29 protein-coding genes, 2 tRNA genes and 2 pseudogenes are annotated in these 25,454 nt (G+C 71.0%); 19 read left to right on the forward strand and 14 right to left on the reverse strand.

The window, feature by feature from the left end; translation table 11 throughout:
* Positions 1-41: 41 nt before the first annotated feature.
* The 4 genes and pseudogenes from K1T34_RS54635 to K1T34_RS09240 form a co-directional block, all read left to right on the forward strand.
* Positions 42-1,078: pseudogene (locus K1T34_RS54635) on the forward strand (FAD-dependent monooxygenase); the annotation flags it as partial.
* Between the two features lie 336 nt (positions 1,079-1,414).
* Complete coding sequence (locus K1T34_RS54640; protein WP_370643811.1) at positions 1,415-1,825, forward strand: hypothetical protein; 411 nt, start codon at positions 1,415-1,417, stop codon at positions 1,823-1,825.
* Positions 1,822-2,226, forward strand: coding sequence for a nuclear transport factor 2 family protein (locus K1T34_RS09235; protein ID WP_220243868.1), 405 nt, complete (start codon positions 1,822-1,824; stop codon positions 2,224-2,226). Before K1T34_RS54640 ends, K1T34_RS09235 begins: the two co-directional genes overlap by 4 nt.
* 131 nt (positions 2,227-2,357) lie before the next feature.
* Positions 2,358-2,939, forward strand: coding sequence for an SDR family oxidoreductase (locus K1T34_RS09240; protein ID WP_255638416.1), 582 nt, complete (start codon positions 2,358-2,360; stop codon positions 2,937-2,939).
* 50 nt (positions 2,940-2,989) lie between these two features.
* Here K1T34_RS09240 and K1T34_RS09245 read toward each other — a convergent pair whose 3' ends face one another.
* The 5 genes from K1T34_RS09245 to K1T34_RS09265 all read right to left on the reverse strand — a co-directional run bounded on the left by K1T34_RS09245 (position 2,990) and on the right by K1T34_RS09265 (position 8,138).
* Entirely contained in the window at positions 2,990-3,676 is a 687-nt protein-coding gene (locus K1T34_RS09245; protein ID WP_220243870.1) for a GntR family transcriptional regulator, read from the reverse strand.
* An 82-nt stretch (positions 3,677-3,758) separates the two neighbouring features.
* Positions 3,759-4,601 (reverse strand): fumarylacetoacetate hydrolase family protein, encoded by an 843-nt coding sequence (locus K1T34_RS09250; protein WP_220243871.1) that lies wholly within the window; start codon positions 4,599-4,601, stop codon positions 3,759-3,761.
* A gap of 25 nt (positions 4,602-4,626) precedes the next feature.
* Entirely contained in the window at positions 4,627-5,559 is a 933-nt protein-coding gene (locus K1T34_RS09255) for a VOC family protein (protein ID WP_220243872.1), read from the reverse strand.
* 127 nt (positions 5,560-5,686) lie between these two features.
* Positions 5,687-7,462, reverse strand: a complete 1,776-nt coding sequence (locus tag K1T34_RS09260; RefSeq protein WP_220243873.1) for a cell wall metabolism sensor histidine kinase WalK — start codon at positions 7,460-7,462, stop codon at positions 5,687-5,689.
* The gene (locus tag K1T34_RS09265) at positions 7,452-8,138 is read right to left on the reverse strand and encodes a response regulator transcription factor (RefSeq protein WP_220243874.1); all 687 of its coding nucleotides are present in this window, start codon (positions 8,136-8,138) and stop codon (positions 7,452-7,454) included. Before K1T34_RS09265 ends, K1T34_RS09260 begins: the two co-directional genes overlap by 11 nt.
* Before the next feature lie 130 nt (positions 8,139-8,268).
* Here K1T34_RS09265 and K1T34_RS09270 point away from each other — a divergent pair, with 130 nt between their 5' ends.
* The 4 genes from K1T34_RS09270 to K1T34_RS09285 are packed head-to-tail and all read left to right on the forward strand — an operon-like array spanning position 8,269 to position 11,846.
* On the forward strand, positions 8,269-8,805 hold the full coding sequence (locus tag K1T34_RS09270; protein WP_220243875.1) for a hypothetical protein: 537 nt from the start codon (positions 8,269-8,271) through the stop codon (positions 8,803-8,805).
* Positions 8,795-9,967, forward strand: a complete 1,173-nt coding sequence (locus K1T34_RS09275) for a hypothetical protein (RefSeq protein ID WP_220243876.1) — start codon at positions 8,795-8,797, stop codon at positions 9,965-9,967. Before K1T34_RS09270 ends, K1T34_RS09275 begins: the two co-directional genes overlap by 11 nt.
* The gene (locus tag K1T34_RS09280) at positions 9,964-10,650 is read left to right on the forward strand and encodes an ABC transporter ATP-binding protein (RefSeq protein ID WP_220243877.1); all 687 of its coding nucleotides are present in this window, start codon (positions 9,964-9,966) and stop codon (positions 10,648-10,650) included. The genes K1T34_RS09275 and K1T34_RS09280 overlap by 4 nt, the downstream gene beginning before the upstream one ends.
* Positions 10,647-11,846: an ABC transporter permease gene (locus K1T34_RS09285; RefSeq protein ID WP_220243878.1), complete on the forward strand. Its 1,200-nt coding sequence runs from the start codon at positions 10,647-10,649 to the stop codon at positions 11,844-11,846. Before K1T34_RS09280 ends, K1T34_RS09285 begins: the two co-directional genes overlap by 4 nt.
* A 7-nt stretch (positions 11,847-11,853) precedes the next feature.
* Here the strand turns inward: K1T34_RS09285 and K1T34_RS09290 are convergent, their stop codons facing one another.
* The 3 genes from K1T34_RS09290 to nthB are packed head-to-tail and all read right to left on the reverse strand — an operon-like array spanning position 11,854 to position 13,450.
* Positions 11,854-12,195, reverse strand: a complete 342-nt coding sequence (locus tag K1T34_RS09290; RefSeq protein ID WP_220243879.1) for a nitrile hydratase accessory protein — start codon at positions 12,193-12,195, stop codon at positions 11,854-11,856.
* A complete protein-coding gene (gene nthA / locus K1T34_RS09295) occupies positions 12,192-12,788 on the reverse strand; it encodes a nitrile hydratase subunit alpha (RefSeq protein WP_220243880.1) in 597 nt (198 codons plus the stop codon). The genes K1T34_RS09290 and nthA overlap by 4 nt, the downstream gene beginning before the upstream one ends.
* Positions 12,785-13,450, reverse strand: coding sequence for a nitrile hydratase subunit beta (gene nthB, locus K1T34_RS09300; RefSeq protein ID WP_255638417.1), 666 nt, complete (start codon positions 13,448-13,450; stop codon positions 12,785-12,787). Before nthB ends, nthA begins: the two co-directional genes overlap by 4 nt.
* Positions 13,451-13,529: 79 nt before the next feature.
* Here nthB and K1T34_RS09305 point away from each other — a divergent pair, with 79 nt between their 5' ends.
* Positions 13,530-13,967, forward strand: coding sequence for a helix-turn-helix domain-containing protein (locus K1T34_RS09305; RefSeq protein ID WP_220243882.1), 438 nt, complete (start codon positions 13,530-13,532; stop codon positions 13,965-13,967).
* Positions 13,968-13,987: 20 nt separating this feature from the next.
* Here the strand turns inward: K1T34_RS09305 and K1T34_RS09310 are convergent, their stop codons facing one another.
* Positions 13,988-14,308, reverse strand: coding sequence for a helix-turn-helix transcriptional regulator (locus tag K1T34_RS09310; protein ID WP_255638418.1), 321 nt, complete (start codon positions 14,306-14,308; stop codon positions 13,988-13,990).
* A gap of 120 nt (positions 14,309-14,428) precedes the next feature.
* On the opposite strand from K1T34_RS09310, the gene K1T34_RS09315 reads away from it, so the two are divergent.
* The gene (locus K1T34_RS09315) at positions 14,429-15,616 is read left to right on the forward strand and encodes an MFS transporter (protein WP_220243883.1); all 1,188 of its coding nucleotides are present in this window, start codon (positions 14,429-14,431) and stop codon (positions 15,614-15,616) included.
* A gap of 31 nt (positions 15,617-15,647) precedes the next feature.
* Here the strand turns inward: K1T34_RS09315 and K1T34_RS09320 are convergent, their stop codons facing one another.
* Positions 15,648-16,082 (reverse strand): helix-turn-helix domain-containing protein, encoded by a 435-nt coding sequence (locus K1T34_RS09320; protein WP_255638419.1) that lies wholly within the window; start codon positions 16,080-16,082, stop codon positions 15,648-15,650.
* A 110-nt stretch (positions 16,083-16,192) separates the two neighbouring features.
* Between K1T34_RS09320 and K1T34_RS09325 the strand changes: the two genes are divergently transcribed.
* The 7 genes and pseudogenes from K1T34_RS09325 (at position 16,193) to K1T34_RS09350 (ending at position 19,607) form a co-directional block, all read left to right on the forward strand.
* Positions 16,193-16,885, forward strand: a complete 693-nt coding sequence (locus K1T34_RS09325; RefSeq protein ID WP_220243884.1) for a DsbA family protein — start codon at positions 16,193-16,195, stop codon at positions 16,883-16,885.
* A 21-nt stretch (positions 16,886-16,906) separates the two neighbouring features.
* Entirely contained in the window at positions 16,907-17,557 is a 651-nt protein-coding gene (locus K1T34_RS09330; RefSeq protein ID WP_220243885.1) for an FMN-dependent NADH-azoreductase, read from the forward strand.
* A gap of 172 nt (positions 17,558-17,729) precedes the next feature.
* Complete coding sequence (locus tag K1T34_RS09335; RefSeq protein WP_220243886.1) at positions 17,730-18,683, forward strand: VOC family protein; 954 nt, start codon at positions 17,730-17,732, stop codon at positions 18,681-18,683.
* 224 nt (positions 18,684-18,907) lie between these two features.
* The gene (locus K1T34_RS53170) at positions 18,908-19,093 is read left to right on the forward strand and encodes a hypothetical protein (RefSeq protein ID WP_255638420.1); all 186 of its coding nucleotides are present in this window, start codon (positions 18,908-18,910) and stop codon (positions 19,091-19,093) included.
* A pseudogene (locus tag K1T34_RS53175) lies at positions 19,090-19,206 on the forward strand (maleylacetate reductase); the annotation flags it as partial. The gene K1T34_RS53170 and the pseudogene K1T34_RS53175, both read left to right, overlap by 4 nt.
* 228 nt (positions 19,207-19,434) lie before the next feature.
* A tRNA-Val gene (locus K1T34_RS09345) sits at positions 19,435-19,506 on the forward strand.
* Positions 19,507-19,532: 26 nt separating this feature from the next.
* Positions 19,533-19,607 (forward strand) — tRNA-Val (locus K1T34_RS09350).
* A 16-nt stretch (positions 19,608-19,623) separates the two neighbouring features.
* Here the strand turns inward: K1T34_RS09350 and K1T34_RS09355 are convergent.
* Both K1T34_RS09355 and K1T34_RS09360 read right to left on the reverse strand, forming a co-directional pair.
* On the reverse strand, positions 19,624-21,054 hold the full coding sequence (locus K1T34_RS09355; RefSeq protein WP_220243887.1) for an FAD-binding oxidoreductase: 1,431 nt from the start codon (positions 21,052-21,054) through the stop codon (positions 19,624-19,626).
* Between the two features lie 103 nt (positions 21,055-21,157).
* Positions 21,158-21,634, reverse strand: coding sequence for a VOC family protein (locus K1T34_RS09360; RefSeq protein WP_220243888.1), 477 nt, complete (start codon positions 21,632-21,634; stop codon positions 21,158-21,160).
* Between the two features lie 111 nt (positions 21,635-21,745).
* On the opposite strand from K1T34_RS09360, the gene K1T34_RS09365 reads away from it, so the two are divergent.
* Positions 21,746-22,207: a MarR family winged helix-turn-helix transcriptional regulator gene (locus K1T34_RS09365; RefSeq protein ID WP_220243889.1), complete on the forward strand. Its 462-nt coding sequence runs from the start codon at positions 21,746-21,748 to the stop codon at positions 22,205-22,207.
* A gap of 4 nt (positions 22,208-22,211) precedes the next feature.
* Here the strand turns inward: K1T34_RS09365 and K1T34_RS09370 are convergent, their stop codons facing one another.
* Together K1T34_RS09370 and K1T34_RS09375 are read right to left on the reverse strand one after the other, a co-directional pair.
* Positions 22,212-23,243: a cupin domain-containing protein gene (locus K1T34_RS09370; RefSeq protein ID WP_220243890.1), complete on the reverse strand. Its 1,032-nt coding sequence runs from the start codon at positions 23,241-23,243 to the stop codon at positions 22,212-22,214.
* Positions 23,240-24,457, reverse strand: coding sequence for an FAD-dependent monooxygenase (locus K1T34_RS09375; protein WP_220243891.1), 1,218 nt, complete (start codon positions 24,455-24,457; stop codon positions 23,240-23,242). The genes K1T34_RS09370 and K1T34_RS09375 overlap by 4 nt, the downstream gene beginning before the upstream one ends.
* A 135-nt stretch (positions 24,458-24,592) precedes the next feature.
* Here K1T34_RS09375 and K1T34_RS09380 point away from each other — a divergent pair, with 135 nt between their 5' ends.
* Entirely contained in the window at positions 24,593-25,453 is an 861-nt protein-coding gene (locus K1T34_RS09380; protein ID WP_255638421.1) for a fumarylacetoacetate hydrolase family protein, read from the forward strand.
* Position 25,454 lies beyond the last annotated feature (1 nt).

Genomic DNA, 25,454 nt, shown 5'->3' on the forward strand with positions numbered 1-25,454 from the left:
GCCCGGAACCCTCGGGGACGAAGGAGAAACCCATGCCGACGATGCCGCGAGAGGTCCCCGTGCTCGTGGTCGGCGCCGGTCCGGCCGGGCTGACGACGGCGCTCGCGTTGAGCCGCTACGGCGTCGGCCACCTGGTCGCCGAGCGGCACGCCGGCACCGCGCACACGCCGCGGGCGCACATCGTGAACCAGCGGACCGTCGAGATCCTGCGCCACCTCGGCGTCGAGGACCGCCTCCACGCGGTCGCGACCTCACACGAGCTGATGCGCGACAACCTGTGGGTCACGAGCCTCGCCGGGCGCGAGGTCGCGCGCTCGGAAGCCTGGGGCACCGGCCTCGCGCGCGCCGGCGAGTACGCCGTGGCGAGCCCGGCGCCGATGGCCAACTGCCCGCAGACGGTGTTCGAACCCCTGCTGCTCGACGCCGCTCGCGAGGCGGGCAGCGACATCCGGTTCGAGCTGGAGTTCGAGTCGGCCACCGTCGACGAAGACGGTGTCACCAGCACGCTCGTGGACCGCACCACCGGCGAGCAGCACGTGGTGCGCTCGCGCTACCTGCTCGGCGCCGACGGCGCGCGCAGCAAGGTCCTCGCCACCGCCGGCCTCCGCGTGGAGGGCCCGGCGGGCTGGCGCACGCGGTGAACGTGTGGTTCAAGGCCGACCTCACCCGCTATCTGGCGCACCGGCCGGGGGTGCTGATCTGGAACGTGATGCCCGGCCCGCTGCCCCCGTTGCGGCTGGGCGGGCTGATCTGCCACAAACCGTTCGAGGAGTTCGTGTTGTGCTTCATGCACGACCCCGCGCAGCGCTCGCTCGAGGAGTGGAGCGAGGACGAGCTCGTGGCGCGGGTGCGGGCAGCCGTCGGCGACCCGGCGCTCGACGTCGAGGTGAAGGGCGTGGCCGGCTGGCAGGTCAACGCGCAGGTCGCCACCGCGTACGCCGCCGGCCGGCTGCTGTGCCTCGGCGACGCGGTGCACCGCCACCCGCCGACCAACGGGCTCGGCCTGAACATGTCCGTGGCCGACGCGTTCAACCTGGCGTGGAAGCTCGCGCTCGTGCTGGCGGGCCACGCGGGACCGGAGTTGCTCGACACCTACTCGCAGGAACGGCAGCCGGTCGGCGACGCGGGCGTCCGGCGCGCCATCACCAGCCTCGGGGAGCTCGCGGCCATCGACGAGGCGCTCGGCTTCACGCCCGGCCAGTCCACTGAGGACGGCTGGGCCGCGCTGGAGCTGCTCGACGCGCCGGGCCCCGAGGGCGACGCCCGCCGCCTGGCCCTCAAGGAGGCCGTGGCCCTGACCGACCGCCAGTTCAACGCCCACGGCATCGAGCTCGGCTATCGGTACACCACGGGCGCGCTGGTCGCCGACCACCTGCCGCCCGTTCCGGAACCGCCGGACCCCGTGCTCCAGTACGTGCCGACCACCGCACCCGGCGCCCGCGTTCCCCACGCCCGCCTGGAACAAGACGGCCATGCACTGTCCACCTTGGACCTCGTCGAAGGGCTGGGGTTCGCGCTGCTGACGGGCGTCGGCGGCGAGGCGTGGCACACCGTGGCCGACGACCTCACCACCCGCACCGGCGTGCACGTCGACGTGCACGTGATCGGCGGGCACCGGCCCGGCGACCTCGCGGACCCGCTCGGCGAATGGGCGGACCAGCGCGAGGTCGGCACGAGCGGCGCCGTCCTCGTGCGGCCTGATCGGCACGTCGCCTGGCGCGCACCCGAGTGGTCCGCGCCCGAGGCCGCGAAGCTGTGCGCCGATTTCGACCGGATCTTGGCCGTGAGTCCACTGCATCCCCATCAGACAGGAGACCGATCGTGACCCCACCGACCCGCACGACCGTCGAGAAGTTCTACGAGCGCGTCGGCGCCGGGGACATCGCCGGCGTCGTCGCCCTGCTCGCCGACGACTTCCACTGGGACATCCCGGGCGACACCGAGACCGTTCCTTGGCTGGGCAAGCGAAACACGCCCGAAGCGGTGCAGGAGTTCTTCGCGCACATGGGGAACCACGTCGACCGCAAGTCGTTCGACATCGACCGCATCGTGGTCGAGGGCGAGGACGCCGTGGCGCTCGGCCGGGCGTCGGTGCTCGTGCGCGCCACCGGCAAGCTGATGGACACGCTCTTCGCCGTGCACGTCGTGGTCGGCGAGGACGGGCGCATCCGCCGGTTCGTGATGTTCGAGGACTCCTGGCACGTCTCGGCCGCCATGCGGCCTTGACCGAGGATGACGGCCGAAGGCGAGTATTGCCCGATTGGCCCACGGTTCTGGGGCAGTAATGGACCACGAACACGTGCCACATGACACGTAGCGTGGTTGCTGTCAGACAGTTCGCAGAACCAGGAGAAGTGATGAAGGTATTCCTCGCCGGCGCCTCCGGAGTGCTCGGGCAGCGGCTGATCCCGCGGCTGGTCGAGGCCGGGCACGAGGTCGGCGCCATGACGCGGTCGGCCGCCAAGATGGAACCGTTGATCGGCCTCGGCGCCGTCGCGATCCTGTGCGACGTCTTCGACCGCGACGCGCTCGTGCAGACCGTCCGCGACTTCAAGCCGGACGTCGTGCTCAACGAGCTCACCGACCTGCCCGACGACGTCACCAAGATCGGCGAGCACGCCGAGCGCAACGCCCGCATCCGCACCGAGGGCAACCACAACCTGATCGAGGCCGCGCGGGCGGCCGGCGCGCCGAAGATCCTCGCGCAGAGCGTGGCGTGGCAGCTGCCCGACGGCCCCGACGCCGTCGCGGTGAAGGACCTCGAGCAGTCGGTGCTGGCCGAAGGCGGCGTGGTGCTGAGCTACGGCCAGTTCTACGGCCCCGGCACCTACAACGAAGGTGCCTTGCCCGCCGAGCCCCGCGTGCACATCGACCGTGCGGCCGAGCTCACGGTCGAAGCGCTCGACGCGCCGACGGGTGTCGTGACGATCGTCGATTGATCCGGGATGACGCCGGCCGGGTCAGCCCGGCCGGCGTCATCCATGGAAAGTCACGCGAACGACGAGTCCAAGCCGTTTTCCTGCGCGTAGGCGATCAACGCCTGCGGCGCGCGTTCGATGTGCGCCCCGAGGAGTGCCACGGCCTGGTCGGTGTCGCGGTCCAGCGCGAAGTCCTTGAGGCGGCGGTGTTCGCCGGCGATGTCGCGCTGGTGGTCGTCGGTCAGCGCCCAGTACCAGCGCCGGTAGAGCTCGGCGCTGTCACGCAACGACGTGGCGATCGCCTCGAGCCGCGGGCTGCCGCAGCCGGCCAGCAGCGCGCGGTGGAAGTCGCGGTGGGCCAGCGTCCAGCCTTCGTTGTACGAACCGTCTTCGAGGATCACCGGCGTGCGTTCCAGCGCGTGGTGCGTGCCGAGCACCGACGTCTCCCAGCTGATGTCGCCCAGCTCGAACGACTGCCGCAGAGCCAAGGACTCGATCTGCACGCGAACCTTCGTGAGGTCGGCCAGATCGTCGACGGACAGCGGGCGCACGGTGAACCCGCGTTGCGGCGTGGAAACCAGCAATCCCTGCTCCGCCAGCCGCGTCAGCGCTTCGCGCACCACGGACATGCTCACGCCGAAGCGCGTGCTCAGCTCCTGGGACTTCATGCGCTGCCCCGGCTCGTAGCGCCCGCCGAGGAGGTCGGCTCGGAGCGTCTCGAAGACTTCCTCGGTCCGGCTGGCAGTAGGTTTCGTCACCACCCGAACATTCTACTATAAAATCGATATTTCACGACCATAACGGCGGTCCCGGCCGGGTGAGCCGGGACCGCGGCCGGCCTCAGTCGGCGACCAGGTCGTTGCGCAGCCGTCCGATGCCCTCGATCTCGCTGACCAGCGTGGTGCCGGGAACCAAGTAGCGCTGGGGGTCCCGGCCCATCCCCACGCCCGCCGGCGTGCCGGTGAAGATCACGTCACCCGGCAGCAACGGCAGGATCGACGACAGGTACGAAACCAGCGCCGGCACGGAGAAGTTGAGGTCGCGCGTGCGCCCGTCCTGCAACACCTCGTCGCCGACGGAGCAGCTCAGCGCGAGGTCGTCGCGGTCGGCGAGCTCGTCGGGCGTCACGATCGCGGGGCCGATCGGGCTGAAGCCGGGGTAGGACTTGCCGAGCGAGAACTGCGGCACCGGGCCGGCGAGCTGAACGTCGCGTTCGGACAGATCCTGCCCGATCGTCAGGCCCGCGACGTGGTCCCAGCCCTGTTCCTTGGTCACGTCCTCGGCTCGCTTGCCGATCACGACCACGAGCTCCACCTCCCAGTCGACCGACGCGCTGGGCAGCCGCACCGCGTCGTACGGACCGGTGATGCTGGTGACGAACTTCGTGAACACCGCGGGCCGGGTGACCGACGCCTCCAGGCCCGCTTCGGCCGCGTGCGCGTCGTAGTTCAGGCCGATGCCGAAGATCTGAGCGGGGCGCAGCACCGGCGGGCCGACCTCGACGTCGGTGAACGGCACCGCGTCCTCGAAGGACTGCCCGCGCGCCCACGCGGCGAACTCGGCCCAGTTCTCGAAGACGCCGTCGGGGTCCGGGCCGAACAAGCCGTCGCTGGCCTTCTCGACGTCGAGGGCGAGGTCACCGGAGATCAGGGCGGCCCGGCCGTTGATGTTTCCGTAGCGCATGGTTTTTCCTTGTCTGCGAAGAAGGTCAGCGAGGGCTGTGCGTGCCGGTCATGAGCGCGGCGAGGTCTTCGGGCTTGATGAACGAGGGCGGCAGCGGCGGGCCCCAGTTGTAGATGCCGCGGGTGCCGTCGACGACCGAGGGCTTCCACAGTGCGTCGTCGACGATGCAGTCGAGATCGCTGTAGTACTCGGAGAAGTTGCCGGCGGGATCCTTGAGGTACCAGAAGAAGTTGGACCCGATGTGGTGGCGGCCCAGGCCCCAGACGTGACGCTCGGGGTTGCCTTCGAGCATCTCGGTGGCGCCGCGGCCGACCTCGTCGACGTCGTCCACCTCCCACGCGGTGTGGTGCAGGAAGTCGACGGGCGCCTTCTGGATCAGCAGGTTGTGGTGGTCGGTCGAGCAGCGCAGGAAGCTCGCGAGGCTCGGAACGTGGTCGCTGGCCTTGAACCCGATGCCCTCGGTGAAGAACCTCTGCGACGCGTCCTGGTCCTTCGACCCGATCACGACGTGGCCCAGCTTCTTCGGCCGTACTTTGTTCGTGCGCTCCACGCCGGGCGCGCGGCCGTTGGGCCGCGAGGGCCGGCCGGGGCCGTTGTAGAGCACCTGCTCCACGGGCGCCTGCACGAGGTGCGGTGCGATCTCCAGCACCACCAGCGTGTTCGAGTTCGGGTCGAGCACCCGCAGCGACGTTTCGTCGCGCTTCCCGGCCACGTCGAGCTTCGCGAGGCTCGCCTCGATCCGGTCGAGGTCGTCCGGGTCGTCGACCCCCACGCCCAGCTCCACCAGCCGGCGCAGCGGCGAGTGCGTGATCTTCAGCTGCTCGCCCCCTTCGGCGGTGGCGAGCCGGTTCTCCACCTTCTCGCCCACCGGCGTCAAGCCGAAGTCCTCGTAGTACCCAGCGGTCGCGTCCACATTGGGCACACCCAGCGTGATCGACGTCAAACGATGCAGCGGCATGGCTTGCCTTCCTCTGTCCGGGACGACTCGACGGCTCCATCGCTAGACTAGCAAAATATCGATACTTTGCTAGTCTGTCGCTGAACCCAGTGACCGACGGCACCCTCGTTCGCGAGGCAGGTCCTCGTCAGCCGGCGGGCAGCGAAACCGTGACGGTCGTGCCCGCGCCCGGCGTGCTGGCGACGGTGACGATGCCGCCGTGGGCTTCGGTGAGGTGCTTGACGATCGCGAGCCCGAGACCGCTGCCGCCGGTGCTGCGCGAGCGTGACTTGTCCGCGCGCCAGAAGCGGTCGAACACGTGGGGCAGGTCCTCGGCGGCGATGCCGGCGCCGCGGTCGACCACGGAGAGCTCGACGCGGGCGCCGGCGCGGGCGCCGCGCAGCACCACGTGCTCCCCCGGCGGCGAGTGGCGCAGGGCGTTGGTGACGAGGTTGCCGATCAGCTGCCGCAGCCGCACGCGATCGGCCCGCACCGGCAGCGCGCCGGACACCTCGGCGACCAGCACGTCGGGGCGCGCGGCCGCGATCTGGCGCAGCACCTCCCCGGCGTCGACGTCTTCGAGGGACATCCGCAGCTCACCCGCGTCGGCGTGGGCGAGGTCCTGCAGGTCGTCGACGAGGTGGCGCAGCACCTCCGTCTCCTCCAGCAGCGACTCGATCAGCGCCGGATCGGGCTTCGCGAGGCCGTCCTGCGTCGCGATCAGCCAGCCGCGCAGGGTGCCGAGCGGGGTGCGCAGCTCGTGCGAGACGTCGCTGACCAGCTCGGTGCGCTGCCGCTCGGTGCGTTCGACGTGTTCGGCCATGTCGTTGAACGCCTGGGCCACGTCGGCGATCTCCCATTTCGCGGCGACGTCGGCGCGGGCCGTGCGATCGCCGCTCCGCATGCGCCGCGCCGCGTCGGCGAGCGTGCCCAACGGCCGCAGCACCCGGTTGGCGAGGAAGAAGCCGACCAGCAAGGTAAGGGCGAGCACGCCGACGGCCGCTGCGACGATCCGGAGCGCGCCCGCGGCGGGCAAGCCGACCACGGTCGGGCCCGGAGTGCCGGGAGCGGAGACGTAGAGCAACGCCGCGGGAGCCACGTAGGGGGCGAGCTGCCGGTGCCGCGCCTCGGTGAGGCAGATAGCGAAGCCGGCCGAATCGGAAATCGTCGCCGCGGGCACGAGCTTGCCCGCCGCGGAAAGTACGGCTTTCACCTGGTCCCGCTGTCCTTCGATGCACGGAATCAGCAGCCGGTTGAGCTCGCCCAGCGCCGCGGTTTCGGTGGGGGTGGGGTCCTGCAGCACGTCGTCTTCGGCCGGGCCGCCGATCACCGCGAGACCCAGCTGGTCGCAGATCCGGCGGGTCTTCGGATCTGCTTCGACGAATACGCGTCCGCCGGACGTCTCGACGATCTTCGCGGCGGCGGGCAGCTTCCCCGCGCACACCACTTCGTCGTCGGCGCGCTTGCGCACCACCTCCCGTTCCGCGGCGGGCAGGGTGAACGGCCCGATCACGCGCGCGTCGATCCGGTCGCCGGGGGCGTCCGGCTGCAAGGCCGGGTCGACGGCGAGCGGGTCGACGACCGTGGCGAGCTTGCGTTCGTCCACCGGCACGCCGTCGCCGCTGGCCGCGATCCGGGCGCCGGACGTCGTGGCCAGCTCGAGGTCGAGGCCGGTCGTGCGGTGCAGACCCTGCAATGTGTCAGCGACACCGGTCCACGTCGCGTGGCCGGCGGCGTAACCGAGCAAAGCGTTGTAGCTCAACGCGGTGCTCGCTGCCGTCTCGCCCTGTTCCTGCCGGATCGCGCCGGTGGTGGTGCTCGCCGCGAGCCACGCGGTGGCGGCGATCGCGCACACGGCGACGAGCACCCCGCCGGCGAGGAAACGCAGCCGAATGCTGTGCTGCCAGGAGGATTCAGCGGCCATCGCGGACCTTGTACCCGACGCCGAACACCGTGAGCAGGTACTCGGGGTTGCGCGGATCCACCTCGATCTTCTTGCGAAGGTTCTTGATGTGCACGTCGATCGTGCGCTCTGTGATGAACGCGTCGATCCCGTACACCCGCTCCACGAGCTGCGCCCGGCTGAACACCCGGCCCGGCGCCGAAGCCAGCGCCGTCAGGATGCGGAACTCGGCGGCCGTGCACTCCACCGGACGGTCGCCGACGCGCACCTCGAACCGCGCCGGGTCGAGCACGAGGTCGCCGACGCGCACCGGCGGCTCGCCCTGGTCGTCCGGATCCGCGCGGCGCAACAGAACCCGGGCCCGCGCGACGAGCTCGCGCGGGTCGTACGGCTTCACGAGATAGTCGTCGGCGCCCAGGTCGAACCCGCGGAGCCGATCGTTCACAGTGGACTTCGCCGTGACCATCAGGATCGGCACGGCCGACTCGCGCCGCACCTGCGTGCACACGTCCAGACCGCTCACCGAAGGCAGCATGAGGTCGAGCACGAGCAGATCGGGGCAACGGCGGCGAACCTCGTCGAGCGCGGCCTGCCCGTCGGTCACCAGCTGCACCGAATGGCCATCGTGGCGCAGGTAGAGCCGCACGAGTTCGGCCTGCTTCACATCGTCCTCGGCGACCAGGACGTAGGCGCACACCCGGTTTCTCCTCACCCCCGCGTCCACTTGGGAATCGCAGGCACCCATCGTATCCCGGCCCCGCGTGGTTGTCCCGGCGTCGATCACGGCCACCACATCCTCTTCACATCTGTCGGTCATCCTCGCCGCCATGACCCTTCGACCCCTCCTGGCCGGGACCGCGCTGGCGGCCGCGGCCCTGGTCCTCGCCGGCTGCGGCGGCGCACCGAGCGCCGGCTCCGCGCCGTCGGTGGCCGCGCTCCCGAGCAGCGCCTCGGCGGCCAGTCCGTCCGCGACGACGTCCGCCGACGACGCGCGGCCGCTGATCCGGCCCGACACCGACCCGGCGGAACGCGACCGGCTCACCCGGCTGTGGATCCAGTGCCTGACCGACCACGGCATCCCCGACTACAAACGCGACCACGACAACCCGAACCCGAAGTTCGCGGGCGCCCGCGAGGCCTGCGCGCCGAAGCAGCCGGAGGACCTCAAGGACCGCTTGGCGCGCAAGGACCCCGCGGCCTACCAGGACGGCATGCGCGACCTCGCCAACTGCATGCGCTCCCACGGCATCGAGGTCAAGATCGACGCCACCGGCTACACCTACGACCCGAACGGATCCGTGCCGATCGCGGACGCGATGGTCATCTCCGCCGACTGCGAGAAGGTGGCGTTCGGTGCGCGGTAGTCGTCGGCTGGTGCTCGCGGCGGTGTGCGTCGCCGTGGTCGCCGTCGGCGTGGTGGTGCTCCTGCAATCGCACGGCGACGGTCCCGCTCCGGCGAACGCGACCCCGGCCGCCGCGACCGCCGAGGTGACCAGAACCGACCTCACGTCCACGGTCACCCTGCAGGGAACCCTCGGCTATGCCGACGAAATCGCCGTCAAAGGCCACAGCGGAGGCCACGTGACGTGGTTGCCGACGGTCGGCACCACCGTGTCTCGCGGCGCGACGCTCATGCGCGTGGACGACCGCGCGGTGGCGGTGTTCTACGGCAGCACACCGTTGTTCCGCGCCCTGGACACCCCTGGGCTGGTCGGCCGCGACGTCCGGGTGGTCGCCGACAACCTCGCCGCGCTCGGCTACCGCATCGGCAGCCAGCCCAAGGCGGGCACCGTCGTCGACCTGCCGGCCGGCACTCCCGCACCACCTGCGTCTTCGGCCGCACTACCAACTTCCGACGCCCCGGCCAGTCCCGCGCCTCGCTACACCGTGAGCAAGGACGACGCGGTGCTCACCCCGGCCTTGACCGCCGCGATCCGCCGCTGGCAGCAGGACACCGGTCGCCCGCACACCGGCGAGCTCGGCGCCGACGACGCCGTGGTGCTCGCCGGTGAAGCCCGCGTCACGGCCACCAGCGCACAGCTCGGCGACGACGCCGGCAACGGCGTGCTGTCGGTCGCGTCGACGACGAAGGTCGTGCACGTGCCGCTGCAACCCGGTGACGCGCAACAGATCCAGAAATCCGGCCAGGTCACCGTGGTCCTGCCCGACGGCGCCACCGCGGACGCGACCATCGGCTCGATCAGCACCACGACACCCGCGCGCAGTGCCGGCAACCCGGCGGACGGCCAGCCGGCGCAGCAGACCGTGACCGTCGTGCCCACCGACGCGGCCGCGGTGCAGCACGTCGACCCGGCGCCGGTGCAGGTGAACTTCACTGGAGAGACGCGCAAAGGCGTGCTGGCCGTGCCGATCGGGGCGCTGCTGGCGCTCAGCGGCGGCGGGTACGGGCTGCAAAAGCCGGACGGCACACTGCTCGCGGTGACCACCGGCCTGTTCACGAAAGGCATGGTCGAGGTCACCGGCACCGGCGTCGCGGCGGGCCTGAAGGTGGTGACCACGTCGTGACGCCCGTGCTCGCCGTCCGCCACGCGGTGCTCGCCTATCCCGGTGGCGTGCGGGCGCTCGACGACGTCTCCCTGACTGTCGACGAAGGTGATTTCGTCGGCGTGGTCGGGCCGTCCGGATCGGGGAAATCGAGCCTGCTCAACATCATGGGCACCCTCGACCGCCCCACCGCAGGCACCGTGGAGCTGTCCGGGCACGACGTCACGACACTGTCGGACCGCCGCCTGTCGGCGTTGCGCAGCCGGCAACTGGGGTTCGTCTTCCAGCAGTTCCACCTGTCCAACGGCCTCAGCGCGGCCGAGAACGTGGCCACCGGCTTGCTGTATGCCGGGGTTCCGCGCCGCCGGCGCCGGCCGTTGGCCCTCGAGGCGCTCGCCCAGGTCGGCCTGGCCCACCGCGTCGACCACCGGCCCACCGAGCTTTCCGGTGGCGAACGGCAGCGCGTCGCCATCGCGCGGGCGCTGGTCAACAACCCGGCCGTGGTGCTCGCCGACGAACCGACCGGAGCGCTGGACACCGCGACCGGCCAGGCGATCCTGGAGCTGTTCACCACGCTCAACCGCGCCGGCGCCACCATCGTGATCATCACGCACGACCGCGACATCGCCGCGCGGCTGCCACGCCGGATCGAAATCCTCGACGGCCGCGTCACCGCCGACACCCGGATCGGAGCCCGGCGATGACGCGCGCGCAACCGATCCCCGTCGTCCGGCTCGCTCCCGGTGACCTGCTCCGCCTCGGTCTCGTCGGGCTTCGTACGCGCCCCGGCCGCGCCGTGCTCTCGGCGCTCGGGATCGCGATCGGCATCGCCACGATGATCCTCGTGACGGCGATCCCCGCGTCGAGCGAACAGGCGCTACTGGAACAGCTCACGCGGCTCGGCACCAACATCCTGCAGGTGACGCCCGTCGTGTCGGACCCTCCGGTGAAGCTGCGGCCCGAATCCGTCGCCATGGCGCAGCGGATCGGTCCGGTGACCGTCGCCAGCGCGGTCGCGAACACGAACACGCCGGTCGGGCGCAACGACCTCGACGACGACTACTCCGGCCTCACCGTGCTGGCCGCCAAACCGAACCTGCCGGAGGCGATCAACGCCCACGTCGGCTCGGGCCAGTTCCTCAACGCTGCCAACGAACGCTTCCCCACCGTCGTCCTCGGCTCGGTCGCGGCGAGCCGGCTCGGCTTCACGCGCGTCGACGCCGCCCGGCCCCAGCAGGTGTACGTCGGGCGGTCGTGGTTCACCGTCGTCGGGATCCTCGACAAAACGCCGCTGTCGCCGGACATCGACCGCTCCGTGCTCGTCGGCTGGGCGGCGGCGCAGGCCGAACTGCACTTCGACGGCAGCCCGACGGTGATCTACGTGAAAGCCGACGAGGCCCAGGTCGAGGCCGTGCGCAAGGTCCTGCCGGCCACTGTGGACCCGGAGCTGCCGGGCCTGGTCCAGGTGAGCCTGCCGTCTGACGGCCTGCTGGCCAAGCGGGCCACGCAGGCGACACTGTCCACTTTGTTCCTCGGACTCGCCGGTGTCGCGTTGCTCGTCGGCGGCATCGGTGTCGCGAACACGATGGTCATCTCCGTGCTGGAACGCCGCCGTGAGATCGGACTGCGCCGCGCGCTCGGCGCGAACCGCGGTCAGATCCGCGTGCAGTTCCTCACCGAGGCCGTCACGTTGTCGGCGATCGGTGGGCTGGCGGGGGTTGCGGTCGGGGCTTTGGCGACGCTCGCATACGCGACTTATCAGCGCTGGCCGGTCGTGATCCCGCCGGCCGCGGTCGTCGGGGCGTTGGTGGGCGCGGTCGTGATCGGCGTGGTCGCGGGGGTCTACCCGTCGGTCCGCGCCGCGCGGCTCACGCCGACCGCGGCGCTGGCGACGACGTGACCACCGGTCACGGGTGTGGGTGCGGGTGGTCGTGGCCGGCCGGGCGCAGGGCGAGCGCCTCGGCGCGCGAGGCGACCTCGCCGCCGGGCACCGCGCCGGTGTCGACGAGCACGTCCTCCAGCGCGGCGAGCCAGTGGTGGTAGTAGCTCCAGTCGCCGACGCGGTCCGCGTCCCACGCACCGATGCGTGCGATCAGCGCGGCCTGGAACCGCGGCCAGTCGAACGCGCCGGCTTCGTAGAGCGACACCGCCAACCCGAATGCGCGGCTCTCCCACGGCGCCGCGAAGAGCAGCTCACCGTTGGCGCGCGGCGGTGCTGCGATCCCGTCAACGCTCAGTGGCGCGCTCACGGGGCCGCCACCTTCGCGACGCCCACCATCGCGTCGCGCGTGACGAGCTCGACGAGTTCGTCTTCGGAAAGGCTTTCCGTGCCGGCCGGGCGCTCCGGCAGCACCAGCCAGCGCACCTCACTGCTGGAATCGCGGACGGTGATGCGCACGTCCGCGTCGAGGTCCAATCCCATCTCCGACAGCACCGTGCGCGGCTCACGGACCACGCGCGCACGGTAAGCCGGGTCCTTGTACCAGCTCGGCGGCAGGCCCAGCAGCGGCCACGGGTAGCAGGAGCACAGCGTGCACACCACCACGTTGTGCTCCTTCGCGGAGTTCTCGACCACCACGATGTGCTCGCCCTGCGGCCCGCCGAAACCGAGTTCCTTCGTGGCCGTCGTGCCGTCGGCCAGGAGGCGTTCGCGGTACGCCGGATCAGTCCACGCCTTCGCGACGACTTTGGCTCCGTTGAGCGGACCGATGTTCGTCTCGTACGTCGTGATGAGCCGGTCGACCACCGCCGGGTCGATCAGGCCGCGTTCGACGAGCAGTTGTTCGAGCGCCTCAGTGCGCAGCGCGGCCGACGGCCGTCCGGCGGTTTCCTCAGCAGTCACGCGATTTTCTCCAGGTACGATTCGAACAGGTCCACGGTGACGTCGAAGGGCTCGCTGTCCGCGCCCCAGAGTTCGCGCGAGGCGAAGCGCACCGTGTAGACGTACTGCGGGTTCTCCGCGACGAAGTGGGCGTTGGTGTCGGGCAGCACCGAGGCCGGCTGCACGGCCTCGACGACGCCGACGTGTCCGCGCACGTACTTGGCCAGCCGCGTGTGCCCGGGCGGTGCCATCGTTTTGGTGCGCACGTGGTCGCCGGCCGCCAACGCGGGCGGAACATCGAGGACCCGCAAGGAACCTTCGGCCGTGGGCGCGTAGCCGGGTTTGTGCGGCTCGGGAATCGGGGGCTCTTCGGCGGGGTCACCGGCGAGGCGGCGAGCGCGCGCGTCGACGGCTCCGGGCGCGAGCAGTGCGCTGTCGAGCAGCACGAGCTCACCGGCGTTGAGCCAGCGGCCCCAGTAACCCTCGCCGAGATACGCGTCCCGGTCCTGGCGTTCGAGGCCGTGGCGGAAAGCGTCGAGGTTGGCGCCGGCCGCGCGCCAGGCCAGCGCGCCCAGCGCGAAAGCCCGGGCGTTCCAGCGTTCGGGGAACACCGGCTCGTCACGCCGCGTCGGATGCACCGGACCCCAGCCTTCGGTGCCGCCCAGGTCGGCGATCCCTTCCAAGACACCACCTCTCCAACCAGTAGTAAACTGCAACCAGACTAGCCAGAGTGGTTTCAAACAGCAACCGGAGGTGGCTGCGGTGAGCGAGCGCACGTGGACGAGCCCGCGGTGCCCCGTGGCGCGGACGGTGGACCTCGTCGGCGACAAGTGGTCGCTGCTGATCATCCGCGACGCGTTCGACGGGATCCGCCGCTTCGGGCAGTTCCAGCGCAACCTCGGGGTGGCCAAGAACATCCTCACCGACCGGCTGCGCAGCCTCGTCGACGCCGGCGTGCTGTCCGTCGAACCGGCCTCGGACGGCAGCGCCTACCGTGAGTACGTGCTGACGAAGCGCGGCGAGGACCTGTTCGACCTGGTGGTGAGCCTGCGGCAGTGGGGCCAGGATCACACCTACGGACCCGGTGAAGACCACGTGCTGCTCGTGGACCGCGAGACGGAAGAGCCGATCCCGCGGCTCACCTACGTCACACCCGACGGCACGCCGATCCACGCCGACGACACGCGCGTCCTCAAGTAGCACCGTCCGCTTCGGACGGATCAGTACACCTCGGCCAACCCGGCGAGCACGGCGTCGAGGAATCCCGGGAACCGCGCGTCGAGATCCTCGCGGCGCAGGCACACGAAGTAGTTGCGGCCTTCGAGCTTCGTCCGCGTCAGCCCGGCCTCGCGCAGCACCTTCTTGTGGTGCGACAACGTCGACTTGTGCAGCGCGGCCAGCAGACCTTCCGGCCCGCACGGGTGGAACTCGCCGTCGGCGAGGGTGACCAGCACACGCATGCGCGCGTCGTCCGCGATCGCGTTGAGCACGTCGTCGAACCGGATGTCGGCGACAGCCGGTTCCTCCAGGTAGCGAGCCACAGCACCTCCTCGGCGACCTCAGTCACAATGGTACCAGATTCATCAAACCGTCCTTGACGCGAGCGGTTTCACCTTCTTATGGTTTGACGTACATCAAACCTTCCTCGAAGGGATTCTCCCGTGTACCGACGCCTGCTCGTTCTCGCTCTGGGGACGTTCGCCGTGGGAACGGACGGCTTCGTGATCGCGGGCATCCTGCCCGAGATCTCGCGCTCGTTGCACACGAACGCGGCCGCGACCGGCCTCCTGGTGACGATGTTCGCCTTCACCTACGCGGTGTCGTCGCCGATCATCGCCGCCACCACCGCGCACTGGCCGCGCAAGCGGCTGCTGATCGCCGGGCTGTTGATCTTGGCGGTCGGCAACGTCCTCACCGCCACCCTCCCGCTCTACGGGCTGGTGCTCGCCAGCCGCGTGATCGCGGGCCTCGGCGCCGGAATGTTCACCCCGACCGCCAGCGCGACGGCGGCGTCCCTCGTCGAGCCCCACCAACGCGGGCGCGCGCTCGCCGTCGTCATGGCCGGCCTCAGCTCCGCGACCGCGCTGGGCGCGCCGATCGGCACCGTGATCGGTTCGCAGACCAACTGGCAGACGACGTTGTGGTTCGTCGCCGCGCTCGCCGTGCTGGGTGCCGTGGGCGTCGCCGTGCTCCTGCCCGCGATCCCCGCCGCTCACGTCGCCGGGCTGCGCGAGCGACTGGCGACCATGAAGGACGCGCGCATCGGCTTCACGCTGCTCACGACGTTGCTGGTGTTCACCGGCCTGTTCACCGACTACACGTTCGTCGGCGAGTCGTTCAACCGGGCCACCGGCGGCAACGGCATCGCGCTCGCCATCCTGCTGTTCCTCTGGGGCGCGGGCGCCACCGTCGGCAGCGTGACGGCCGGGCACCTCACCGACCGCATCTCCGGCCAGCGCATCATCGCGGTGGCGGTCGTGGTCGTCGGCATCGACTTCGCGCTGCTCCCCTTCAGCAGCCGCACCTTCGCGACGGCGGCCGTCGCGCTGTTCGTCTGGGGTGTCTGCGGCTGGGCGACGCTGGTGCCGCTGCAGCACCGGCTGATCGAGGTTTCGCCCGAACACGCGCCGGTGAGCATCGGCCTCAACGCCTCCGCCACCTACCTCGCGACGGCCGCTTCGGGCCTCACCGGCGCAGCGGGGATTGCCGCGTTCGGCGCCTACAGCCTCGGCCCGTTCGGTTTGATCTTCCTCGTGCTGGGCCTGGTCGCGTCGATCGTGTCGGCCCGGTTCGTCCACACTCGCCGGCCGGCCCCGGCAGGTCCGGTTCCCGCGGCGGCCGAGCGCTGAGACGTCCGAGTGACCCCGCGACCATCCGGGGTCACTCGGGCTTCTCGGCCTCCTGCGACTCCACCGCGTCGAACGCCGCCTGGTTCCCGCGGATCCGCGCCTGGTGCTCGGTCGACCACGTGCCCAGCGCCAGCACCGCCGACAGCAGCGACGAACCCAGCTCCGTGAGGGTGTACTCCACGCGCGGGGGCACCTCCGGGTGCGAGGTCCGTTCGACGAACCCGGCACGCTGCAGCTGTTTCAACGTCAAGGTCAGCATTCGCTGTGAAATGGCCGGCACGGCCGCGATCAGGTCCGAGTAGCGCAGCGGGCCTCCCGCGAGCGTGCCGAGCAGCAGCACGCTCCACTTGTCACCGACGAGGTCGAGCACCTCGCGCACGAAGTCCGCGTCGCGGTTCGCCCAGTGCACACAGGGCTCGGGCACTTGCGCGACCCTCAGCCGCACGTCGGTTCCCACAGTTCTCACCCCTCCAGAGTAGCTCGCCGTCCGGCCTGGTCACGCACATTGATGTGCCTTTTGTAAGCCCTTCGAATCTGTTGCACCATCGGTGGAAAGCGGATCTCGAAGGGACCACAGTGGACGTCGAATTCTGGTCGGACGTCGTCTGCCCGTATTGCGGGCTGATGGACCACCGGCTGCACACCGCGCTCGAGCGGTTCGAGCACGGCGCCGAGGTGCGCCTGGTGCACCGTTCGTTCCAGCTGCACCCGGACCTGCCCCGCGAAGGCGTGACCCAGCGGCAGCTCCTCGTCGAGCACGGTGTTCCGCAGGTCGAGCACGACGTCCTGCGGCCGCTGGAACTCCTCGCGCAGGCCGAGGGCCTCACGCCGTACCACGTCCTCGACCGCACGCTCGGGCCGACGGACCTGGCGCACGAGCTGCTCGCCTTCGCCACCGAGCAGGGACGCGGTGCCGAGATCTGGACCGCGATGTTCCGGGCGCACTTCGGCCACGCCCGCAAGCTGTGGACGCGCGCGGAGGTCCTGGACTTCGCCGCCGAGGCCGGCCTGGACGTCGACGCCGCGGCGGACGCGCTGGACAGCCACCGCTACCGCGCCCGCGTGCTGGCCGACCAGGAGATGGCCCAGCGACTCGGCGCGCGCGGCACGCCCTTCCTCGTCCTCGGCGGCACCCACGCGCTCGCCGGCGCCGTCTCCACCGACGACCTCGTGTCGGCCCTGCGAACCGCCTGGGACGCCCGCCGGACCACGCCACTGGGTGTGGGCGACGTGTGCACGCCCGACGGCTGCGCCGCTCCGTCCGCCTGACACCCCACCTCTGGAGAGACCATGTCGTACCTCTTGCGCGTCAACGCCTCCGCCACCCCGGACACGTCGTTTTCCCGGCGCGTGGCCGACACCTTCACCGAGACCTGGACCGGCGACGTCGTGACCCGCGACCTCGCCCACAGCCCGGTCGCCCACCTCGACGCCGCCGGCATCACGGCGCGCGCCACCGCACCCGCCGACCGCACCACCGAACAGGCCACCGCGGCGGCACTGCAGGACGAGCTCGTCGAGGAGTTCCTCGGCGCGAGCACCTACCTGTTCGCGGTGCCGATGTACAACTACTCGATCCCGTCGGTGTTCAAGGCCTGGCTGGACCACGTCATGGTTCCCGGCCGCACCATCGGGCTCGGCCCGGGCGCCGCACCCACGGCCGGGCGCACCGCTGTCGTCGTCTCCGCCCGCGGCGGCGGCTACGGCCCGGGCGCGCCCCAGCACGGCAAGGACTACCTCGTGCCCGCCTTGCGGACCATCCTCAGCGACACCGTCCTCTTCGGACTCGAGGTGCACTTCATCACTCCGGAGCTGACCTTCGCCCCCACCGTCGACCAGCTGCGTCCCTTGCTGCACCTGCACAAGGAGTCCCTCGCCGCATCCCACGACCTCGCCCGCCGGCACGCCGAGAAGCTCAACCAACCGGTCCGTCACGGGTAGCCGGTTCGTCGGCTGCACCGAGAATTTCAGCGACAGCACGAACGGATTCTGCGCCTCGTATGGCATCGGCCCACCGGGTGGGTCCTGGTCCGCCCCGAACGGAGTGGTCGCGTGGCGCGCTTCGGGCGACACTCAGGACGCACCCGGCGCCCACCCTCCGGAGAGGAATCCCATGACCCACATCGAAGGCAGCCACCACGTCACGCTGTCCGTCGGCACCGCGCAGGAAGACGTCGACTTCCACGTGAAGACGCTCGGGATGCGCTTCATCAAGCGGACCGTGCTGTTCGACGGCTCGACGCCGATCTACCACCTCTACTACTCCAACGCCGCCGGCGATCCGTCGTCTGTGGTGACGTCGTTCCCATGGGCCCAGGCCGGACTGTTCGGGAAGCGCGGCACCAACCAGGCGCGGGAGGTCCAGCTGTCGGTGCCCTCGACGTCGCTGTCCTACTGGCACCAGCGGCTCACCGAGCACAAGGTCGAGGTGCACGACGCCGAGGTGTTCGGCGACCGCCGCCTGCTCTTCCGCCACCCCTGCGGCATCGAGTACGTGCTGGTCGGCAACGACGGCGACCCGCGCGTGGGCCACCCTGGCAACGGCGTGCCGCCCGAGCACGCGATCCACGGCATCCACGGCGTCGGCGTGCACGTGGCCACGCCGGACCGGATGGTCGAGTTCAGCCAGGAGACGTTCTTCGGCGACAGCGCGCTGACCGAAGAAGGCGACCGCGTGGCGCTGCGCATCGGCGGCGAGAAGATCGGCAACAACGTCGAGCTGATCGTCAACAACACCGACGAGCAGGGCACCTGGCGCTACGGCGCCGGCACGATCCACCACTTCGCGTGGAACCTCGGCACGCTGGCCAACCAGGACGAGGTGAAGTTCCAGGTCGAGGGCGCCGGCTACACCGACATCAGCGAGCTCAAGGACCGCAAGTACTTCAAGTCGGTCTACGTCCGCACCCCCGGCGGCGCGCTGTTCGAGCTCGCCGTGACCCACGCCGAAGGCGGCTGGACCTGCGACGAGTCGCCGCAGGAACTGGGCACCGCGTTCCAACTGCCCGAGCAGTTCGAGTCCCGCCGCGCGGAGATCTTCGAAAAGCTCGAGCACATCGAGGTCTGACGCGCCGACCCTCCGGCGAGACCTCCGCCGGAGGGCCGGCGCGGTCTTCAGAGGTGCACTTCGGGGCGAGAGGAACGAACGGCGTGTTCGACGACAAGCACCTGACCCACGCGCTCGCGGCCGTGCGGGCCACGCTCGCCGCCATCGAGGCCGACGGCTTCGACCGGCGGCGGATCGTGCTGTGAGGCTTCTCGCCGGGCGCCTGCCTGCTCGCGCAGTTCGCCGTGCACGCCCACCCTCGGGTGGGCGGCCTGGTCCTGTTCACCGGCGGCTATCTGAGCCCGGTCGAGGTCGACGGGCCGGTCACGGTCGGCGGCGGCTCGACGACCGGGACAGGCAAAGCCGTCGCCCTCACCACCGGGCTTCCGCTGGTCTGCGTGCCGACGACGTACGAGGGCCGTCGGAGGTGACGCCGGTCTGGGGCACGACGAGCGCGGCCCGGAAACAGACAGGGCGCGACGACCGCGTGCTCCCCCGCGCCGTCGGCTACGACCCGGACCTCACGGCCACGCTGCCGCGCCCGGTCGCGGTGTCCTGGGCGCTCAGCGCACTGGCGCACTGCGTCGAGGCGTTCTGGGCCGCCCGGCCGGCGGTTTTCGCCCCGCGCCGGCCAGCCCGTCCGGGCCCTGGCCGGTGTCGCCACCCGAACCCCTTCGGGCCCCGCACGGGGTCCGCCGGACCGCGGCGCGGCGGGAGGGTGGCCCCCGTGACGGGGCCCGGAAGGGGTTCGCTAAGCTGGTTTCCCGACAGCGCGCGATTAGCTCAGCGGGAGAGCGCTTCCCTGACACGGAAGAGGTCACTGGTTCAATCCCAGTATCGCGCACGTAGTCCGATGTGGACTCACCTGGAGGGCGATTAGCTCAGGGGGAGAGCGCTTCGTTCACACCGAAGAGGTCACTGGTTCGATCCCAGTATCGCCCACCACCACGATGGCCCCGGATCACTCGATCCGGGGCCATCGTGCTGTCCAGGGCCGTGCTGTCCAGGGCACCGGCGGGCTGGCCGCCGGCGCGATGTTGTGGTTGACGCGGAACAGGTTCTGCGGGTCGTGGCGCCGCTTGAGCTGCGCGAGCCGCTCGTAGCGCGCGGAACCGTACGCGGCGCGCACCTCGGCGGGAGTCGTGGCGTCGCCGGCGGCCAGCAGGTTGGCGTTCCGCTCGTCCTGCGACCACGGGGCGAGCGCCTCCACGAGCGAGTCCAGCCGAGTCCCGGCCTCCTGCCCACCGGACGCGACGAGGGCCCACGGCGCACCGCGGCCGGCGACGGCGTTCGGCACGGCGGGCTCGTCGGCCAGCGCCCCGCCCAGCGCCCGCAGCTCCACGAAACCCGGCTCGGTGCCGGAATCCGGGCCGGCCACGGCGAGCAGCGCGTCGGCCGCCTCGGCCGGGAACGACCGCAGCGCCGCCGAGCGCTCCAGCCAACCCACCGGCGCCGATGGGTCCAGGTGCAGGCGGTGGCCGTCGCGGTACGCGGTCTCGGCGACGGTGTCGCGCACGGCCGGGGCGAGCGCCCGCAGCGGCGCGAGCGCGGCTTCCGCCTCGGCGGGCGAACCGAGCGCCGAGAACCGCACGTGGACCGCGAACTCCGCCGGCCGAGAGCGATGCCGGAAGGCGATCGACGACGACATCTGCCGTGGCAGCGCCGTCACCCACTCCCGCCAAGTGTGCAGGACCGTCGAGGCGTGCTCGCCCGCGAAGAACAAGCCGCCGCCGTAGAAGGACTTCACGGCGAACAGTGCGAACTCCATCGACGTGACCACGCCGAAGTTCCCCTTGCCACCCCGCACGCCCCAGAACAGCTCGGGTTCGGCGTCAGCGGTCACCTCGCGCAGTGCACTGTCGGCAGTGACGAGCCGCAACGCGCGCACGTGATCGGCGGCGTATCCGTGCGTCCGCCCGAGAATCGGGCTGTGCCCGCCACCGAGGTGGTAGCCGGCGACCCCCACCGTGGGTGACGCGGCGCTCACCCCCGCGAGCCCGCTTTCGCCGGCCCGTTCGGTGACCTGGCTCCAGCGCGCGCCACCCTGCACACGAGCGATCCCAGCCACCGGGTCGACCTCCACGGCGTCCATTCGCGACAGTGTGATCAGCACCGCGCCGCGCGCTCGGTTCACGACCTGGTGCCCGGTGGTGAGCACGGCGATCGGCAGCGCCCGCTCGGCCGCGAACCCCACCGCCTCCCGCACGTCGGCCACTGTGGTCGCCCCGATGGCCACGGCGGGCCGCACCGGCGTGGCCAGGTTGAAGGTCGCACACTCCGCGTCGAAGCCCGCGTCGCCGGGCAACACGACCGGACCGGTGAGCCGCCTCGCCAGCCCGGCGACCTCGGCCGGGCTCAGCGACTCCGACGCCGCCGTCTCGTAAGGGCTCATCCGCTTCGCCTTTCGCGCTTGACGGACCCAGCCTCACCGGGTCCGTGAAACGCGAATCAGACTTGCGACGCAGGTCACCGTCGCGAGGGGACGATGGGGCACCTCACCGGGCCGGGACATCCCGCGGCAGCGGCGCCGTCCAGGAGCTGCCCAGGTCGGCACCTTCGGGGTCCCACTCGTGCGACGCCCTGCTGTAGAGCCGGATCGGCACGCCGTCGGGGTCGGCGGTCGCGACGAGCCAGCCGGTGATTCCCCGCAGCACTCCGGAGTTCGCCACTTCCAGCGCGTCGAAGTGCCGCGCCCACGCCCGCACCGCGGCCTCGTCCGCGACGGCCAGCGTCAGCGGGTCGAACCCCGCCAGGGCGGCCGCCGAGCCGGGCGCCAGCCGCAGCTCCACCGGGTCGGCCAACCCCGGCACCCGAAGCAGGTACGCGAACAGCACCCCCTCGGGCGTGCGGTGGTCCCATTCGGGCTGCCGCCGCGCGCCGAACACGCGCTCCCACCACGCCAGGCTCCGGGCGAGGTCGGTGACCGGGTACTTGTGGTGGTGCACGCCGTCGAGCGCGGGGAAAGTGCTCATGGCGCGGATCCTGCCAGTGCGCCCCGACCCCGGCTGAGCAGGCGGCTTGTATCCTTCACCCGGAGTTCGTCCGTATCCGGACGACCAGTCCGCGGGCGGGGGTGTTCGGCGATGGCGAAGTCCGATCCGGTCGAGTTCGACCTCTACGGGATGATCGGCCACCTGCTGCGCACCACGCAGCAGCTGCACGTCGCCATCTGGTCCGACGTGTTCCCCGGCGGCCTCACCTCGCCGCAGTTCGCGGTGCTGCACGCGCTGGCCCACGAGGGCCCGCTGACGCAGACGACGCTGCGCTCCCGCGCCCGCCTCGACCGCTCGACGGCCGCGGACGTGATCCGCCGGCTCGTCGCCCGCCGACTGGTCAGCCAGGTGAAGGACCCCGAAGACGCCCGCCGCCGCGTCGTGCGGCTGACGAGCGCCGGCCGGGCCCTGTACGCGGAGGCGGCCGAGCGCGCGGTGGAGGTCAACGAGCGGATGCTCGAAGGCCTCGACACCACCGAGCGCAAGCAGCTCGTCGACAGCCTGAAGTCGTTGCTGGCGCACCACCGCGGGCTGCTCGACTACCAGGACTGAGCGCTCAGAGCAGCTCTTCGCGGTACAGGCCGAGCGCCCGCACCACGGGCTCGTTGGAGTACGAGAACAGCACCGCGTCTTCCGATTTCGACGAGTTCACATGCTCATACGTCGCCCACGACGGCACCACGAAGATGTCTTTCTCGCCCCACGTGATCTCCTGGCCGTCGACGATCGTGGTGCCCTCGCCGCGCACGGCGTGCAGGATCGTGCCGGCGGTGTGCCGGCGGGCCGCACCGCGGAAGCCGGGGACGAGCCGCTGGATGCGGCACGACACCGTCGGCATCACCGGGCCGCCGGTCCACGGGTTCGTGTACTCCAGCACCATGCCGTCGACGTCGCTGCCGTCGGCGTTGTCCGCGATCGCGTCGAACGCGCGCTTGGTCTCGGCCCACGGGTAGTTGCCGATCGGCGAGTTCGCACTGCGCTCGCCGATCCACGCGGGGTTCAGACGGCCGTGGATGAACTGCGCCGAGGAAAGCCCGTCGGGCACGGAAACCTTCTGCGCGGTCTCCGAGTGGAGCTCGAAGAACTGGGTGTCGAGCGAGTTGACGAGCGGGAAGTCGAGCCCGTCGAGCCACATCATCGGGCCCTCGCCCTCGTGGTAGTGGTCGTGCCAGTGCCAGCCGGGCGTGAGCAGGAGATCGCCGGGGTGCATGTGGACGCGTTCGCCCGACACGGTCGTGTAAGCGCCGGAGCCCTCGATGATGAAGCGGAACGCGTTGGCGGAGTGGCGGTGCGCTTGCGCCTGCTCGCCGGGCAGGATGATCTGGATCCCGGCGTAGAGACCGGTGACCGTCGCGGATTCCTGCTGCAGCCCCGGGTTGATCAGCATCAGCACGCGCCGCTGCGCTTCCTCAATGGACAGTGCGTCGGCGAAGTGCAGCATGTAGGGGCGCAGAGCGCGGTAGGCCCAGTGGAACGGCACTGCGCGCTTGGTGGGTTCGGCCGGGAACAGGTCGCCGAGGTGGCGCCAGAGCGTGCCGACGCTCTGCGCGGCCAGCTGCTCGTAGGCCTCGTCGGTGGTCACGGTCATGAGGCCCTCCCTGGAGCCGCCGCGAGGGCTGGCTGGGTGCTGGTGGGGTCGAAGCCGTAGAGCCAGTCGACGATCTCGAAGTCGTCGGCGGCCCGGGGCTTGAGCGCGTGCGCGCGCAGCAGTGCGCCCACGCCGTCGAGGTGCAGGAGGTCGCCCCAGGTGCGGGCGGTCGTCTGCACGCGAGCGGTGCGCGGGGCGCGGATGTGTTCGTAGGCAAGGAAAGCCGTCTCGACGTCGGCGTGCGCGGCGAGGCTGTCCGCGAGTGCGACGGAGTCCTCGATCGCCTGGCACGCGCCCTGCGCGAGGTACTGCAGCATCGGGTGCGCGGCGTCGCCGACGAGCGTCACGCGGCCCTGGCTCCAGCCTGTCGCGGGCGGCCGGTCGAGCATGGCCCAGCGCCGGGAGCGGTCGATCAGGGCGATGCCGCGTGCGACTTCGGGGCAGGTGCCGCGGAAGGCGTCGTCGAGCTGGCGGCTGAGATCGCCGTGCCGCGCGGGGTAGCGGCGGGTGTCGAAGGTGGCGACCTGGTTGCACAGCTTGCCGTTGCGCACGGGGTACTGCACGAGGTGCAGGCCGGGGCCGACCCAGATCACCATGCTGTCGGGCTCGGTCAGGCCCCCGGTGACCTCCTCGACGGGCACGGTGCCGCGGTGGGCGACGTAGCCGCAGTCCTCGGGTTCGCCGTCGCCGATGAGCAACGCGCGGGTCGGTGAGCGCAGGCCGTCGGCGCCGACGAGGGCGTCGGCTTCGAATCGGGTGCCGTCCGCGCACTCCACAGTGGCGTCGTGCCGGACGGTGACGACTTGCTTGTCCGCCAGGAGCTCGACTTTTCCGGTGGCCAGGCAGGCGTCGAGGAGGGCCCGGTGCAGGTCCGCCCGGTGCGTCACGAAGTAGCGGTGGCGGAAGCGGCCTTCGAACGACGCTTCGGTTTCGAGCGACGTGATGCGCCCGCCGGTCATCGCGTCGCGGAGCACGAGGCTGCGGGGGAAGAACGCGTCGCGCGTCACTGCTTCGAGCACGCCCAACCGGTCGAGCACGCGGGACGCGTTGGGGCCGACCTGCAGGCCGGCGCCGATCTCGGCGAACTCGGGTGCCTGCTCCAGCACCCGCACCGCGTGGCCGTCGCGGGCCAGCGCGAGCGCGGCGGCCAGACCCCCGATGCCACCACCCAGCACCAGCGGCCCGCCGCGTCGCGAGGAAGTCTTCGTCAGCATACTGATGAATGTCGCAGACGTCTTCTGAGCCTGTCAACGGCTTGACTCTTGCCTGGCCAGGTCATACCGTCCGTATACAGATGGAATTCTCATCGGGCGGCTACTCGGTCGCCCCCGGGCACGGAACGGACACGCATGCGACTGGTGACCTACGACGGCGGACGGGTCGGCTACCTCGCCGACGACCGGGTGGTCGATCTCGGCGGTCTGGTGGGCGGTCATGGCGAGCCGGGCGCGATGCGCCGGCTGCTCGCGCGCTGGACCGAGGTTCGTGACTCGCTCCCCCCGCCGTCCGCGGCCAACAGTGTGCCGCTGGCGGACGTTTCTCTTGAGGCGCCGGTGCCCGACCCGTCGAAAATCGTGGCCGCGCCGGTGAACTACCGCGACCACAAGTCCGAAATGGAGCTGAAGGTCGATATCAGCGACCTGGCGGTGTTCCTCAAGGCGCCGTCGTCGATCATCGCGCACGGCGGCGTCGTACGGCTGCCCTACGCCGACCGCCGCGTGGACCAGGAGGGCGAGCTCGCGGCGGTGATCGGCAAGCAGGCGCGGAACGTGAGCGAAGCCGAGGCGCTCGACCACGTCGTCGCGTACACCGGCCTGCTCGACATCACCATGCGCGGCGGCGAAGACCGGTCCACGCGCAAGTCGTTCGACACGTTCACCCCGCTCGGCCCGTGGCTCGTCACCACCGACGAGGCGGACGCGGCCGACGCGATCGACCTCGACTGCACGGTCGGCGGCGAGCACCGGCAGTCGTCGAACACTCGCCACCTGATCTGGGGCGTCGCGAAGCTCGTGTCCTACATCTCGACGGTGATGACGCTGGAAGTCGGCGACGTGATCGCCACCGGCACGCCGTCGGGCGTCGGGCCGTTGACCGCCGGCGACAAGGTTTCCGTGACGCTGTCGAGCATCGGCACGCTCACTGTGACCGTGGCCGGTTCCGACGGCACGGTTTCGCCCACCGGTACCCGTCCGTCTGGAAAGGACTGAA

Source organism: Amycolatopsis sp. DSM 110486 (assembly GCF_019468465.1).
GTDB lineage: Bacteria > Actinomycetota > Actinomycetes > Mycobacteriales > Pseudonocardiaceae > Amycolatopsis.

Bases quoted from the DNA above. Each gene is read 5' to 3' on its own strand.
- K1T34_RS09240 (WP_255638416.1), top strand. From the start codon at position 2,358: ATGAAGGTATTCCTCGCCGGCGCCTCCGGAGTGCTCGGGCAGCGGCTG.
- K1T34_RS09250 (WP_220243871.1), bottom strand. From the start codon at position 4,601: ATGCGCTACGGAAACATCAACGGCCGGGCCGCCCTGATCTCCGGTGAC.
- K1T34_RS09255 (WP_220243872.1), bottom strand. From the start codon at position 5,559: ATGCCGCTGCATCGTTTGACGTCGATCACGCTGGGTGTGCCCAATGTG.
- K1T34_RS09260 (WP_220243873.1), bottom strand. From the start codon at position 7,462: ATGGCCGCTGAATCCTCCTGGCAGCACAGCATTCGGCTGCGTTTCCTC.
- K1T34_RS09270 (WP_220243875.1), top strand. From the start codon at position 8,269: ATGACCCTTCGACCCCTCCTGGCCGGGACCGCGCTGGCGGCCGCGGCC.
- K1T34_RS09285 (WP_220243878.1), top strand. From the start codon at position 10,647: ATGACGCGCGCGCAACCGATCCCCGTCGTCCGGCTCGCTCCCGGTGAC.
- K1T34_RS09330 (WP_220243885.1), top strand. From the start codon at position 16,907: ATGTCGTACCTCTTGCGCGTCAACGCCTCCGCCACCCCGGACACGTCG.
- K1T34_RS09335 (WP_220243886.1), top strand. From the start codon at position 17,730: ATGACCCACATCGAAGGCAGCCACCACGTCACGCTGTCCGTCGGCACC.
- K1T34_RS09355 (WP_220243887.1), bottom strand. From the start codon at position 21,054: ATGAGCCCTTACGAGACGGCGGCGTCGGAGTCGCTGAGCCCGGCCGAG.
- K1T34_RS09360 (WP_220243888.1), bottom strand. From the start codon at position 21,634: ATGAGCACTTTCCCCGCGCTCGACGGCGTGCACCACCACAAGTACCCG.
- K1T34_RS09365 (WP_220243889.1), top strand. From the start codon at position 21,746: ATGGCGAAGTCCGATCCGGTCGAGTTCGACCTCTACGGGATGATCGGC.
- K1T34_RS09370 (WP_220243890.1), bottom strand. From the start codon at position 23,243: ATGACCGTGACCACCGACGAGGCCTACGAGCAGCTGGCCGCGCAGAGC.
- K1T34_RS09375 (WP_220243891.1), bottom strand. From the start codon at position 24,457: ATGCTGACGAAGACTTCCTCGCGACGCGGCGGGCCGCTGGTGCTGGGT.
- K1T34_RS09380 (WP_255638421.1), top strand. From the start codon at position 24,593: ATGCGACTGGTGACCTACGACGGCGGACGGGTCGGCTACCTCGCCGAC.